A 14473-nucleotide genomic window follows, 5' to 3' on the forward strand; every position below is an offset into this window, starting at 1 on the left:
CCCAACACCCGACGCACTTTACAAACTGGATACATCAAACCGCGTTATTTTAATCGCAACGTTCTCGAAGATTCTCGGTTGTGGTCTCCGTCAGGGATATTTCGTCGCAAAATCACCATATAGAGAGATGATTCATGCGAATCGGTGGGATGGTGGATGTAGTGCGCTAGCGAGTGCAATCGTGGCAGAGTTCTTCAAAGAACATCTTGATGCACACCTCGCTAAGACAAACGCTGCCGTAGGCGCGAAATGTCGTGCTGTGGTTGGCACACTCCGGGAGGATGTGAGCGACATCTGCACTTGGACTGAGCCACGCGGTGGACTTTTCCTCTGGATCGATTTACCGGAAACGACGGATATGGACAAGGTCGCAGAAATTGCTGCCCAACACAACGTGGGTTACAGCACCGGTAACGCATTCCATTATCGAGGCGATCCCGTCAAGAGCATCCGCTTGGCTTACGCGTACACCCATCTTGATTATATAGGCGAAGGTATCGGTTACCTCTGTGATGCAATTCGCGCGGCACAAGTTGAATCGGATGATATAGCTGCCGATTAACTTGCCTTCAAATCCGTAAATCTGGATTGCGCGCTAGGAAATGCCGCATCCGTTAGTTAGCATTTCCTGTGGAAGACAGGAGAATGAGTGACATTACTGAACTGGTTATCCATTTACAAAATTCGAGTCCGGATGTCCGCAGCGGTGCCATTAACGCGTTAGCAAAAACCGGAGATTCAAGAGTTGTTGCGCCACTGATAACGGCATTGCAGGATGAGTCTGAATCGGTTCGGGGATGTGCGCTTCAGGGGTTAAAAGACATCGGTCCGCCGGCAGTTCCGCTTTTGATAGTTGCACTGAAAAACCGAGATCGATGGGTTCGCAGGAAAGCCTCCTGTGTGATTGATGATATTGGCTACGAATTGAGGGAAATAGGGGATTTTCGAGCGGTTGAACCCCTGATAGATGCGCTCAAGGATTCGAGGAGTGTCGTTCGCGGTCATTCCGTGACAGCATTAGGAAAAATTGGCGGACCACAAGCCCTTCCGGCGGTGATAGCTGCGTTGAAAACCGAAGCGGTGGGAAGTGCGCTCGACATTAGGGTCTGCTATCGCGCTATTGAAGCATTGCAGAGACTCGGTGAAACAGCAGCTGAGTTCTTGATCCCTGCGTTGCAACATCCAGATAAAGCTATCCGCAGAAAAGCGGCTACGCTACTCGGTAAAACTGGCGAAACAGGCGCAGTTGAACTACTCATCGGTGCCCTCAGAGACAAATACCCGCGCGTCCGTAGCAGGGCAGCACATGCGTTAGGACGAATTGGCAATCCGAGTGCTGTCAAGCCTTTAGCTATTGCAATCACGGATGAGGCACCCAATGTCCGTATCAATGCGCTTCATGCATTGGGTAAATTCGGTGAATCTGCAGTAGCAGCGCTAGGAGATCCCGTCGTATCTGTCCGTAGACACACCATCGCTGCGTTGGAAAAAAACCGGTAGTAGGCAGGTCATCTCTCCATTGGAAAAGATGGCAAGGAATGAATCCGAGGACTCTGTCCGACAGGCTGCCAAACGGGCATTGAGGAAGCGAAGGAATTGACGTTACGGCAAATTGAAATGCGGTGCCCTGAAGCGTTAATTTTCCGCTCATTATTTTGGAGAGGGAGAACAACAGATGAAAAAACCTAATCAACTAAACAACTATTCCGCTCCTATCGTAATTTTGCTCCTAATCGCACTCCTGTCCGCAGGCTGCGCCGCCTTGGAAGAGGCACAACAGCGAAAGCAAGAGCGAACTAGACGACAGCAACAAGAACGGTACATGACTTTTGAACTGCCAAACACGGAAATCGAAGCATCATCAGATAGCCTGACACTTACAAGCGAGCACTACACCTTTACTTTTGCCGATGATCTGTTGACACACGCAGACTATGATGAACCCGAAGAGCGGCAGAATATGGGCAAGGGCGCGCTGCTGTTTATGGAGAGTCTTTATAATTACGTCCATGACATCTTCGGTTTTGAACCGAAGCATCAGTTGATGGTGAACCTGCGTCAGACGCATCACGGCTCCACAAACCTTGCAACGACATCGACCCGCACCCAAACAATCTATCAAAACGGTGAGTGGCTAAAAGTTGTTGAAGGGATCGAGATGGACTTCCCGGTGGCGATGTTTAACCAGCGGGATGTCCGAGCACATGAATTGACCCATGCGTTCACAAATATCTACCTGCTTCCAACGTGGTTCGCAGAAGGGATTGCGGTTTTGGTTCAGGTTGAATATGCACGCGGAAAGAGTCACCGCCGGCTTGGTCTGTATGAAGAGTTGAAAACGGATCTTGATGGTCGCAATGCCGTTCAGTATTGGAAGGGCCATCTTAGCGCGGATCAATTGACTCAATGGCGGTATAGCTATTCGTACTCAATTGTGGCAGAACTAAAAAAGCGATTTGGGGAGGATTTTTACCCGACCCTCTTTCGCTTAATCGAAGCAGATCAACTCCACCAAAGGTTACCCGGTGAAATGACGACCAGTTTTTTGGTTTACTACCTGAGCCAAGCCGCCGGTCAGGATCTTATCCCGTTCTTTAGGGAACTGAAATTCCAGGTCCAAAAACTCACGAAATCGGAAATTCTGTCAACTATCATGCAGGCAAACCAAGAATACCTTGGGAGGTAAAATCCGATGCGACTTCAATCCACCTTTGCCTATCTATTTTTCGCGTTTACCCTTGTTTCGCTTTACGGGTGCACCACAGGCCTGATTGCTGACCAAACCTGGAGTGAGAATTACGCCCTTATGGAGGGTGTACAAGCCAATGATCCAGCGATTGTTGATGGCGATCTCAAAACAGTCGGTCAATCACAATATGTCGAGCCTTCGTCGGATGTTGTTCAAAGCCATCACGCCTCCTCCGAATCGGTGATACTCCTGCCCGCTCCGAAGTCCATCCATCGTGTTGTAATACATTCCTCCAACGTTCAGGCATTTGATATATGGGTGGCTGACAACCAGGGAAGATGGGACCGAATCAAAGAGATCAAAAGCGTCAAGCAGAAGGTCATTGATGTGCGACTAAATCGTGCCGTGCGCACTAACGGCGTGAAAGTTCGGATTAGTCGGACTACAGATGATGCAGAGCTTCGGCAAAAAAATATCCAACGCGTTCGTGGATGGCGGATCTATTCTGGACACGTCCGTGCGCCGGCGAAGATCTCCGAGATAGAACTGTTCGGCTTCGCGTCCAAGAAGGACGTAGAAGATGCACAGAACAAGATGTCTCAGGAGGAAGCGGACGAGAAGGAGCTCGACGAATTGTTGGAATTTTAAGTAGAACTGGTAGATATACCGCTATTTCTTGACCCTGTTAGTGATCGGTATTAGCGAGCAATTTTTGTATTTTTTCCTCAATCATAACCTCGTCACCGGGGCCAAAGCCCACGCTACGGTGCTGAATAATTCCTTCCCTGTCGATATAGTATGTGCACGGGATGCCGCTGACATCATATCCTTGAGCTTGGGTGCCTCCGTCCAAAAGCACGGTGTATGAGATCTGAGGTTCTGCAAAGCGCTTCACTTTCATATAATCGGTCTCGGTGTTCATACCGATGACCACCAACCCCTGATCTTTATATTTTGTGTAAAGTGCCTCCAGATGTGGGATTTCTACGCGGCACGGACTGCACCACGTCGCCCAGAAGTTGAGTACGACCGGTTGTCCTCTGAAGTCCGACAGGCTGACTTGATTTCCCCTTAGGTCCCGTAGTGTGAAGTCAGGAGCAGGTTTCTCAATGAGTGCATGCTCATACCTGCGATTTTCCCGATCCGGTGACACACATCCCGTTACAGCAATCATTAGCGAAAACAGGATAGACACGACGAGGAAAGATCTTCGGGCTTGGTTTATCGGTTTCATCGGTTGTTCTCCCCCAACGGTTTAGTGCATAGTCAAGCAGCTTATCACAAATAAACCTTATAAACTTGGTCTATTATACCAGTAGGCTGTAGCTATCTCAAGCCAAATCTACTCGGAACAGAAATCCCATCTATGCGTATTCTGCACACATCAGACTGGCACATCGGGCATCGACTCTATGAACAGGATCGAATCGGGGAGCATCGCCAATTCCTTGATTGGCTCCTAACGAAAATTAAAGAAAAAGAAGTTGATGTGCTACTCGTTGCAGGTGACATCTTCGATACCGCGCTACCCTCCTCAGAAGCAACAAAACTCTATTACCGATTTCTCTTTCAGTTATACGATGAGACACACGCCCACGCCGTTATCACCGCCGGTAACCATGACTCTCCGAAGCATTTGGCTGCGCCCCGTGAGTTTCTTAGAATGGGACGGATTCACGTTGTTGGGCCTGCATCTGAACCTGCGGAGTGCCTTGTTACCCTTCCCGTCGAAAATCCGAGCGTTGCTATTGCAGCAGTTCCGTACCTGTCCGAAAGCGAGCTTTCACATATTTCATTTGAGACAGAGCCTGAAAGAGCGGAACGTTATCGGGAACGGTTAAAGGCATTTTATCACCAATGTGTTGAACGTATGCCGCCGGAGCTGTCCAAGATTTTGATGGGACATATCTTCGTTCATGGCGGGCAAGTGGGCGATTCGGAACGAAACATCCAAATCGGCGGGGCGACAGCTATGCAGGTTAGCGATTTCCCTGATGATGTGACTTATGTTGCGCTCGGACATCTGCATCGACCACATGCCATTAGTGGGGCAAGCTATCCGGTCCAATATGCTGGTTCACCGCTGCCGCTGCGATTCAACGAAGCGAACTACTCCAAGAAGGTATATCTGTTAGATGTTCCAACAGCCGGTGGTGTGGGTGTAGAAGAAATTGAGGTTCCTATTTTCAAGGAACTCTGGACTGTGACGGGGGATATTGACGAAGTGAGCTTAATGGCGATGTCGCCGGAATGGGACGGGAAATATATTCAGGTACAACTGAAACTCAACCGACCGGAGGTTGGCATCAGTGATAAAATTCGAGAGATGTTTCACCGACATGGTGGGGAGGTCTTGAGCGTTGAGGTCGAACTGCCAGCGCAAACGGAGCGTCAGGAAATACCGATTGAGGAGATGCGGCAGCCAACGGAAATCTTTGAACAATTTTACAAAGAAAAATTTAATGAAAGTCCTGATGAATTGATGATGGAAACGTTCAATGAATTGTTGCAGCTCGTTGAGGAAGAAAAATGAAACTATGCACACTGAAACTCAAGAATCTAAATAGTTTCCGTGGAGAGATTGAACTCGATTTTGAAAAATCACCATTGGATGAGGCTTCCCTTGTGGCAATTACTGGTCCCACCGGTGCGGGAAAAACAACGCTGTTGGATGCGATCTGCGTCGCCCTATACGGCAGAACACCGCGCTTGACAGGAGTTGGAAGCCAAAATCCGAGCCATCTCCTCAGCCACGGTGAAACCGATTGCCATGCCGAGGTGCATTTTGTGGCAAATGGCATCCGTTACCTTGCTGAGTGGAGCCTAAGACGTAAAAGTTCTCCAAACGGACGGTTGCTTTCTACTGAGGATGGCAAACTAATTAGCGATAGACTATCCGCACGAGGTAAAACCCTTGGTGCCAGTAAAAATACAATCAGCGAAGAGATAACCGATATCTTGGGACTTGATTTTGACGCGTTTAAGCGGTCTGTGATGTTAGCACAAGGAGAGTTTGCAGCATTCTTGAAAGCGAAGGACGAAGAGAGACGGACAATTTTAGAAGCCACCGCCGGCGTTGACATCTACGAAGAATTAAAAAAATCGTTAAACGAAAAAGTACGATCGGTTAAAGAAGAACAGGTCGATGTCTTAAATAAACTGAATACCATCCCAGAAGCCTCTCATGAGCAACTCGTCGTGGTCAAAGCTGAACTCGGCAACTTACATGCCTCAACCAACACGTTAAGCATGAAAAACGAGAAAATTCAGAAGGAGAAAGAGCGAGAAAAAAAGCGTACGGAGGATTTTGCGGAACTTCAGACTTCAGAAGAACGCCAAGAGGCACTCTTGAATCAAGGTCCGATGATTGAGGCACTCAAAACAGAGCGAGAATGTGCAGAGCGCGCGAATCGCCTGCTTCCTGAAAAACAGGCATTTGATATTGCAAAATCGGAACTCGAAAAAGCGGAGACGGCACTTCGTCAGGCTAAAATGGAACTTACAGAGGCGCAGGAGCAATTTGATGAAAATCAAGCCGACTTTGACGAAAAAGATGAGGCATATCAAATAGAGAAAGCCGCAGGAGAGCAAAAAACCGAGGCGTACAGGGAGGCAAAATCTGATGTGGAGCGCGCGCAAACCCAATTTCAGTTGGTCAAAGAGCGAGAGCCTCGTTTGCAGCAGCTGGAGGAACAGATTGATGCCCTTTCAACCGAGTTAGCTGATAAACGTCAGGAGCAAGCCACACTGGAAGAAGATATTCACGAAGCAGAAACCTTCTTGACAGAAAACCCCCTTCCTTCAGATCGGCAACCGCGTCTCACCCAAGCGAAAGAACTTCTAGTAGAACTCCGTTCACAACGACAACAGCATACAGACAAATCGAATAGCCAATCAGAGCACACCTCAGAGATAGGCATGTCAGAGGGAGAATTAAAAAAACTATCCGAGAATCGAAAGAAACTCCTTACGGAAAAGGAGAACGCAGCGGCTGCACTTGCAAAGGCTGATACAGAATTACAAGCATCCCAAGTAAGCGGTAACCTTGAAGACTGGCAAAACCGGAGAAAACAGNNTTATGAAATTTCTCATGACCGACTACGTGACAAGCAACGCGATGCAGCAGAATTACAGGAACGCATTGCCACACTTGATGGATCACTTAATGACGTTAAGAAGAAATTAGAGGTTCAATTTCATCTGTGCAAACGTGCGGCGGCTGAAGTCACCCGGTTGGAAGCGGAGAAAGAATTGGCACTCTTGGCGAATCCTATCAATCAGCTTCGGCGGCAGCTTGAGCCAGGGCAGCCGTGTCGTGTTTGTGGGGCTACGGAACACCCTTGTGCTGATGAAGTTGAACTTGACAGCGAAGAACAACTCGAAATTGCACAGAACGCCTTAGATGCTGCCGAAACAGAAGTACGGGAGGCACAAGAACAGAACAAACAGTTGGAACAAGAGCAGGTGCGTTTCCAACAGGATAAAACGAACATCGCAGCACAAGTTGACGCATGTATAACGGAGATAGAGAGCCTGAAGGACAAAATCAAATCCGCCCGGAAGCAATGGCAAACACTTTACGAAACGGCAGACATTTCAGCCGAGTGGGTTGAAGAAAAAATTAATGAAGCCGATACTGCAATCAATAACCTCGGTAATGCTGGCAGTGCTTACAACGAAGCATCATATAAACTCAAAGAAGTCTCTGAAAAACTTACAACCTGTGAGAGAGATATTGCGCGAGAAAGCAACTTGTTGGGGGACAACCGTCAGAAGTTGGCTGCCATAACCGTTGAGATTGAGGGTTTAACAACAGACATTGAGAACAGTGGAACTCGTTTGTGGGAATTATTGCCTGACGCTTTCCACGGAATCGGTATAGAAGATGCTGTCAATCAATTTGCTGATAAGATCGAAGCTGTAGCAGCACGTGAGCAGGAACTTAGCGCGAAAAAAAATCAACTTGATTTACTTAATGTCGGTCTCGGGGCAAACCAACGTAAATTTGAAAGTGTAGAAGAACGCCACAAAGAGTTGCAAGCCGAAATCGAAGGCTATCGAAGCGAAAGGGATGGCTTTTTGGACGCTGCCCGTGACAAAACTGGCGGATTGACAACCGAAGAGAAGATTGACGCTGCTATCGAAGGGTTGCGCGCAACGATTAAAGTAATAGCGGACCAGTGTGAAGAAGCGGCCCAGAAATTACAAGAAGGTCGAGATCAACGCACCGACAAGCAAACGAATCACCGGATCTACCAAAGCAGGCAAGCAGAGTGTGATGAAAACTTTGAAACAGCGCGCGCTGCTTACTTTGATAAGTTAAGCAGCGTAGGATTTGACTCGCCACAGGCACATGATAGTGCGTTCCGGGATGACTCGGAGATACAACAGATCCAAAAAGAGATAAATGACTTTACCCAAGAAAAACATCTACTTGAAGAAAAAATTGCCAAGTTGCGGGCCCAATTTGAGAAAACCCCGTTTGATCCACAGGTGCTAGAGCGAATTACAGCAGAGGCTAAAGAAATTGAAGCGCAAATTCAAGAAGCACAGCGAGATATCTGGGCACAAGAGAGAAGAATCGCCGATCTGACAGATGCCCTCTCCAAGCGTGAGGCTCTTGATGATGAAATTCGGACAGCCTATGACGAATTGGGCCGATGGAGTAGGTTGCAGGATACAATTCCCGCCAATGACTTACGCGATTTTGCGTTGGATATTATGTTTAAGCAAGTCAGCCGTATTGCCAATACACAGTTGGAATACTTGACTTCAGAGCGTTACCAACTCAAGGTTGAAGGTATCGGCAAACTCACCATCGTCGATAGGTGGAACGCCAATGAGGAACGCCCTGTCGAAACGCTCTCCGGTGGTGAATCGTTCCTGACGAGTCTGGCCTTGGCGCTTGCGCTATCTGAACTCAGTCGTGGTCGCTCCCAGATTCACTCGCTCTTTCTTGACGAGGGGTTTGGGACCCTTGATTCCGAAACGCTTGATGTTGCCATCGCTGCACTTGAAGGGCTACAGATGCAAGGACGCAGCATCTTTCTTATCAGTCATATTGGAGAGTTGACGCGCCGTATTCCCGTCCGAATCGCCGTGCAAAAAATGGGGAATGGGAGTTCACAGGTGCGCATCCACGGGTAATAATGTAGGAGACTAAAATGATGAAGCTACTTTCAGTGAATGTATCGCAACCGAAGGAAGTGTCGTATAACGGCAAACGTATCAAAACAGGGATTTTCAAGGAGCCTGTATCTGGTCGGACGATGATGCGGCGATTGAACCTTGATGGCGATGGGCAGGGTGATCCGAGCGTTCATGGCGGTGTCCACAAAGCTGTCTACGTCTATCCAATGGAGCATTACGACTATTGGAAACACGAATTGGGCAGAAAGGATTTGACCTACGGACAGTTTGGTGAAAACTTGACGGTGGAAGGTCTGTTAGAGGAAACGGTGCATATCGGAGACGTTTTTCGGGTAGGTGAGGCACTAGTCGAGGTATCTCAACCGCGTGTTCCTTGCTTCAAACTTGGCATCAAAATGAGGAACCCGCGGATTGTTAAACCGTTTTTGGCAAGCGAGCGGGTAGGATTTTACGTGCGTGTGTTGGAAGAGGGTGAAGTGGGTGCCGGCGATGCTATCGAGCGGACAAAAGTTGGAGAGGGGCAGATGACTGTGAAAGAGATTGTCCACTTACGCCATTTCGACAATGCTAACACGGAAGCCACTGAGAAGGCGGCAAGCCTTCCCGCGCTGACGCCTAGCTGGCGTGACTCGTTCATGGAAATTCTGGTCAAAGCTCAAGAGGGCAGTAGGCGATGAAGCCACACGCGTCCCTGATCATGGCGGTGAGTCTCGACGGGAAGATCTCTACACGGGACGGTGCGGGTCCTCGATTTGCAAGCGAGGCGGATGCGATTCGGCTTAGGGAAGTTCGGAGCCATGCTGATGCAATTCTTGTTGGGGCAGGCACAATCATCGCCGATGATCCAACATTTACTGAACATGGTAAGTACAAAGAACTACGTATCCAACGCGGTCTCGCCTCTAATCCAATCAAAGTCGTTGTGAGCGGCAGCGGGAATGTTCCTGAGACCGCTCGAATGTTCCAACCTAATGGGGCACCTGCGCTGGTCTTTACAACGGAACGTATTCCTGCCAACCGGCTCGCATCGTTGCAACAGGTGGCAGAGGTTCACTGTGTCGGTGAAACGACAGTCAATTTTCGGCGTGTGGTTGAGATCCTGGGCGAAGTGTATCAAGTCGAGCAGCTGTTGATAGAAGGAGGTGGGCAGGTAAATTTTGACGTATTCCAAGCAGGATTAATCGACGAGATATATCTCACTTTATGCCCAAAAATTATCGGCGGACGAGATGTAACGACAAGTGTTGAGGGAGATGGGTTCGATTTCCTTGATATTGTCGACGTTGAACTAGCGGACTACCACACTGTGGGTAATGAGTTTTTTCTGCATTATCGCGTCCGGAGGGATTGATAGCCCCATTGTGCAGCGTGAGTTTACTACTCAGACTCTGGTTGCGTAGCTGTTTCCTGTTTAACCCGATCTCCTTTTTTTATTGTACCGAACCCCTCAATAATCTCCACCCTAGAGAGCCGATCGGTTTGAACCTCAACCACCTTGATGACCCCCACCTGTTTTGGAATAACCCCAAGTAGTTCACCTGTGTCTGGATCGGTCAGCGATTCAATCGTATATACTTTTAGTAGCAGATTAGCCACCGCGCCTTTGTCGGAACCGACGTTAATATACGTATTTTCAGGGTCCTCTGTATCAACATAAACGATTGATCCTTGTATCACGCTTGGCTGAGGCGAAAGCTGTCCGGCTTTACTCAAATTATTCTGTGCCACTGCCTCCGAGCCGGGCAATGCGGGACCGATGTTTTCACGCAAAGCGAGGACTATCTTATGCAAAGCATCGTCCGTTGCCATACCAAACAGGGTTTTAGTGTATCGCTCACTCCCAAATTCAATCCTGTTCAATTCAGAAGGCGCGACGATCGGACGAGGCTTCCTTTTAAGCCCCGGCGACTGTCCGAATTGCAATTCTGTGCCCTGTTCGGTCACGACCGTATCAAGGGGGCCAATGTTCAATCCGCCAAGCTGGTGTTGTTTTCGGGCTGCGATTTTAGGGTTGTCAATTTCAGTACCCGATGTACCGAAGAATTGCATCTCAAGCTGGATAGAGACGATGTAAAGACTTCCCCTTAACTGCACGCCACCAACATAACTAGCTGTTGCACCTTGTCCCGCCCCACCTTGTCTGATCAAGCGTCCAGCGTTCGCCTTCACGCGCTCTTGGTTGAACTTGCGTATATCGCCGATGACCAGTGCCTGCACCTTAAGTGTTTTTGCCAACTGTGCTCGTTTTTCCGGGTCAGATAGTGCCTTCCTAGATAATCCCAACTCCGCCATTGCATCCAGCATTTCATCTTGGCTGACCGGTTCGTATACCTCGGATTGCTCTAGTTTTCGGTTGAGTAATTCCGTAAACCCTTCCTTCAGATACCATTTTTTATGGTGGTTGCGTCCACCGAACAGTCCGCTGAAGGGGCCCGTGGGGATACAACCACAGCCCGTCGGATGATCGAAGCGACTATGATCTTCAAAGTATAGAACAACGACCCGCTTTGGCGCGGCAAAGCTGCTAGGTGCAAGTAGAATCAGCATACACAGAACTATCACGGCGACGAAAAATTTATATGCTAGTGTGGACAGGCGATATGAGTACGGGCGTTCAATCTTCATGATAAAGTTGTATCCTCTTGGATATTCTCCCCCTATGTTTGACCTTCAGGAAGCGAGGCATGAAATTTTTGTCACAAGTTTCTGTTGAGACCTCAATGAAGCAAGGTACAATTTAGCACGAATCAGCACCAAGCGAAATTCACTTGGTTTAGTGATTACGTGCAATTAAGATGCCACCGCTATGTCGAATGGCTTGAAGAAATGACGGAAGAACCGGATTTTTCGGAAAGCACCCTCTCATGGCAACTCCGCATCTGCTTTCGACATGCACCTTGAGTCCAAAAGGAATGCCTACTCATAGGAAGATTGTCGAAACTGTGCTACACCACCGTTGCAAAAATGCCACACTAGGACTAGGATATACGGACATTTCTGGGATAATAACGACGCGCCAATCGCTAACTGCCCCGACAATCATCCCAGTTGTTTTCTGTCACCCACCCATTCGTGATAGAACACAAGCGAACCGACCTCAATCCTTATGTGGAGATACCAACAATAAGAACAGCCGTTGGCATTGATGTCTCTTGAGCCTTTTTGAACGCCTCGCTGATATAGGGAATGTCATCATCGGTTTCAATGGTGTTGTATGGCAACCCCCACGCCTTGAGCGTCGGTTCAAGGAAGGTCGCGGCGGTGTCGACACGCGGGGCATCGGGTTGCATGGTCTGATGCCCACGATAGCCAATCAGCGATACCACGGGGACTTCCATATTAAAGACCGTACCTCGAACGGCATCTCCAGATTCCAGAAAACCGGTATTCTGGATGATGATTACAGGACATTTTCCACCAACGTATAATCCTGATGCGATGGCAAACGCTTCGCCTTCGCGACTGACCGTGATGACATCAACATCGGGGTCTTCGTGAAGTCGCTTGAAGATTTGGGCAGTGCCGTTATCGGGCAAGCCGATCGCATGGCTTATGTTCCATTTTTTCAACTCGTCTACAATTTTCTGTGCAGATGCCAAATCGCGTTCCTCCTCAATCAGTCAATAACCTTTCTTGCTATTTCCGCCCCTCGACGAGCGAATCGACAACTGCTGGCTCGGCAAGCGTTGAGGTATCTCCGAGATCATCAAGTTCTCCTTCAGCGATTTTCCGGAGGATGCGCCGCATAATTTTCCCGGAGCGGGTTTTGGGGAGTGCAGGCGCAAACTGAATCTTGTCGGGAGTCGCATGGGGACCAATATGTTGACGTACCACACCCTTGATACCGGTTTCGATATCCTCAGAAGGAGAGACACCACTCATCAGTGTGACATAGGCGTAGATACCCTGTCCCTTAATCTCGTGCGGGTAGCCGACGACGGCTGCTTCAGCGACCGTTTCGTGCTGCCCGATAGCTCCCTCGACTTCGGCTGTACCCAAGCGGTGTCCGGAGATATTCAGCACGTCGTCAACGCGCCCGGTAATCCAGTAATAACCGTCTTCGTCACGCAATGTGCCGTCGCCGGTCATGTAGTAGCCGGGAAATCGATCGAAATAGGTTTCGCGGAAGCGTTCATGGTTCCCGTAGACAGTTCGCATTATGCCGGGCCACGCAGTTTTCATACACAGGTATCCGCGTGCCGGATTGCCCTCAACCTCTTTTCCTTCTTCATCTAGAATGATAGGTTCAATTCCGAAGAAGGGCAAGGTCGCGGAACCGGGTTTGAGTGGTGTAGATCCCGGTAACGGTGTCATCAAGATGCCGCCCGTCTCTGTTTGCCACCACGTATCAACGATCGGGCATCGCCCGTCCCCGACGATGTTGTAATACCAGAGCCATTCAGGTTCTTTGATCGGTTCACCGACGGTCCCAAGCAGTCTCAGGGTGGACCGGCTATGTTTCGTAACCCAGTCATTACCCTCTTTCATCAAGGCACGCAAGGCGGTTGGTGCGGTATAAAAGAGATTGACTTGGTGCTTGTCGATTACCTGCCAGTAACGCCCGAAATCGGGATATGTTGGGATGCTTTCAAACATGAGGGTAATCGCGCGGTTTGAAAGCGGACCATATACGATGTAAGAATGCCCTGTGATCCAACCGATGTCAGCTGCACAGAAGTAGACATCGCCCTCATGATAGTCGAAAACCATCTCGTGGGTGAACGATGTATAAACGAGATAGCCGCCGGTTGTGTGAAGCACACCTTTTGGCTGGCCTGTTGAACCAGAAGTATAAAGAATGAACAGCGGATCTTCGGCGTCCATTTCCTCCGGTGGACATTCATCGTCAGCGGTTGCCATCGCTTCGTGCCACCATACGTCTCGTGATTCATCGAAATCAACGGGATCACCGGTACGGCGGACAACGATAACGCCTGTAATTGATGGGCATTCTAGCACCGCTGCATCGCCGTTAGCTTTCATCGGGATGCCGCTGCGATCGCCACGGAATGCAGTATCTTGCGTAATTAGCAATTTGCACTGTGAGTCATTGATTCGGTCACGCAGAGAATCGGCTGAAAACGCGCCAAACACGACAGAATGGACAGCGCCGATACGCGCACATGCTAACATCGCAATCGTCAACTCTGGCACCATTTGCAGATAGATACAGACACGGTCACCCTTACGGACNGTTTGACCTGCGCCAATAATTCGCTGTAGGTGAAGTTCTTGTCCTCGTCGGGACTGTTGCCTTCCCAGATGATCGCGGTCGCGTCACCGTGCCCTGCTTCTACATGTCGGTCAAGACAATTGTAGCAGGCGTTCAACTTTCCGCCATCAAACCATTTGATGTTGGCGTTCACGAAGTCATATTCTCGAATGGTGTCCCACTTCTTATACCATGTAATGCGTTCAGCGACATTTGCCCAGAAACCCTCTGGATCCGCCACTGATTCATCGTACATCTTTTGATATTGCTCCATGCTGCTTATGTGCGCATTGGAGATTGGATAATTTGTATTTTCTGGTGGAAATATTTTAGTTGCCATAGGATCCTCCTAGGAATTTGTAACAAGCAAGTGCATTAACAGAAGCTTTGAAATGTCTGCAAATTTCTTTTATTATAAACAA

Annotated in this window: 11 protein-coding genes and 2 pseudogenes; 9 read left to right on the forward strand and 4 right to left on the reverse strand. The window is 48.9% G+C overall.

Translation table 11 applies throughout. The annotated features are described in order from the left end of the window. From J4G02_13795 to J4G02_13810, 4 genes are all read left to right on the forward strand, one after another. Positions 1-562: aminotransferase class I/II-fold pyridoxal phosphate-dependent enzyme (locus tag J4G02_13795; GenBank protein MCE2395649.1), on the forward strand; the 562-nt coding region annotated here is incomplete at its 5' end. 83 nt (positions 563-645) lie between these two features. Further along, positions 646-1500, forward strand: coding sequence for a HEAT repeat domain-containing protein (locus J4G02_13800; GenBank protein MCE2395650.1), 855 nt, complete (start codon positions 646-648; stop codon positions 1498-1500). Between the two features lie 175 nt (positions 1501-1675). Next, on the forward strand, positions 1676-2686 hold the full coding sequence (locus J4G02_13805) for a hypothetical protein (GenBank protein ID MCE2395651.1): 1011 nt from the start codon (positions 1676-1678) through the stop codon (positions 2684-2686). Between the two features lie 6 nt (positions 2687-2692). Next, positions 2693-3337, forward strand: coding sequence for a hypothetical protein (locus J4G02_13810; protein ID MCE2395652.1), 645 nt, complete (start codon positions 2693-2695; stop codon positions 3335-3337). A 37-nt stretch (positions 3338-3374) separates the two neighbouring features. Here the strand turns inward: J4G02_13810 and J4G02_13815 are convergent, their stop codons facing one another. Next, positions 3375-3923: a TlpA family protein disulfide reductase gene (locus tag J4G02_13815; GenBank protein ID MCE2395653.1), complete on the reverse strand. Its 549-nt coding sequence runs from the start codon at positions 3921-3923 to the stop codon at positions 3375-3377. A gap of 132 nt (positions 3924-4055) precedes the next feature. On the opposite strand from J4G02_13815, the gene J4G02_13820 reads away from it, so the two are divergent. The 5 genes and pseudogenes from J4G02_13820 (at position 4056) to J4G02_13840 (ending at position 10190) form a co-directional block, all read left to right on the forward strand. Continuing rightward, positions 4056-5222: an exonuclease SbcCD subunit D C-terminal domain-containing protein gene (locus J4G02_13820; protein ID MCE2395654.1), complete on the forward strand. Its 1167-nt coding sequence runs from the start codon at positions 4056-4058 to the stop codon at positions 5220-5222. Next, the coding region (locus J4G02_13825) for an AAA family ATPase (protein ID MCE2395655.1) at positions 5219-6763 on the forward strand (1545 nt) is incomplete at its 3' end. The genes J4G02_13820 and J4G02_13825, both read left to right, overlap by 4 nt. A gap of 3 nt (positions 6764-6766) precedes the next feature. After that, a pseudogene (locus J4G02_13830) lies at positions 6767-8836 on the forward strand (hypothetical protein). 20 nt (positions 8837-8856) lie between these two features. Continuing rightward, the gene (locus J4G02_13835) at positions 8857-9516 is read left to right on the forward strand and encodes an MOSC domain-containing protein (GenBank protein MCE2395656.1); all 660 of its coding nucleotides are present in this window, start codon (positions 8857-8859) and stop codon (positions 9514-9516) included. Continuing rightward, entirely contained in the window at positions 9513-10190 is a 678-nt protein-coding gene (locus tag J4G02_13840) for a dihydrofolate reductase family protein (protein ID MCE2395657.1), read from the forward strand. The genes J4G02_13835 and J4G02_13840 overlap by 4 nt, the downstream gene beginning before the upstream one ends. Before the next feature lie 26 nt (positions 10191-10216). Here J4G02_13840 and J4G02_13845 read toward each other — a convergent pair whose 3' ends face one another. The 3 genes and pseudogenes from J4G02_13845 to acs all read right to left on the reverse strand — a co-directional run bounded on the left by J4G02_13845 (position 10217) and on the right by acs (position 14391). After that, positions 10217-11464 carry a hypothetical protein gene (locus J4G02_13845; protein MCE2395658.1) on the reverse strand — a complete coding sequence of 416 codons (1248 nt, stop codon included), beginning with the start codon at positions 11462-11464 and terminating at the stop codon, positions 10217-10219. A gap of 479 nt (positions 11465-11943) precedes the next feature. Then, positions 11944-12438 (reverse strand): hypothetical protein, encoded by a 495-nt coding sequence (locus J4G02_13850; protein ID MCE2395659.1) that lies wholly within the window; start codon positions 12436-12438, stop codon positions 11944-11946. A gap of 37 nt (positions 12439-12475) precedes the next feature. After that, positions 12476-14391: pseudogene (gene acs / locus J4G02_13855) on the reverse strand (acetate--CoA ligase). Between the last annotated feature and the right edge of the window lie 82 nt (positions 14392-14473).

It is taken from the genome of Candidatus Poribacteria bacterium, assembly GCA_021295755.1.
Lineage (GTDB): Bacteria > Poribacteria > WGA-4E > WGA-4E > PCPOR2b > PCPOR2b.

Coding starts and splice junctions, on each gene's coding strand:
- J4G02_13810 (MCE2395652.1), top strand. CDS start 2,693: ATGCGACTTCAATCCACCTTTGCCTATCTATTTTTCGCGTTTACCCTT.
- J4G02_13805 (MCE2395651.1), top strand. CDS start 1,676: ATGAAAAAACCTAATCAACTAAACAACTATTCCGCTCCTATCGTAATT.
- J4G02_13815 (MCE2395653.1), bottom strand. CDS start 3,923: ATGAAACCGATAAACCAAGCCCGAAGATCTTTCCTCGTCGTGTCTATC.
- J4G02_13800 (MCE2395650.1), top strand. CDS start 646: ATGAGTGACATTACTGAACTGGTTATCCATTTACAAAATTCGAGTCCG.
- J4G02_13820 (MCE2395654.1), top strand. CDS start 4,056: ATGCGTATTCTGCACACATCAGACTGGCACATCGGGCATCGACTCTAT.
- J4G02_13835 (MCE2395656.1), top strand. CDS start 8,857: ATGAAGCTACTTTCAGTGAATGTATCGCAACCGAAGGAAGTGTCGTAT.
- J4G02_13840 (MCE2395657.1), top strand. CDS start 9,513: ATGAAGCCACACGCGTCCCTGATCATGGCGGTGAGTCTCGACGGGAAG.
- J4G02_13845 (MCE2395658.1), bottom strand. CDS start 11,464: ATGAAGATTGAACGCCCGTACTCATATCGCCTGTCCACACTAGCATAT.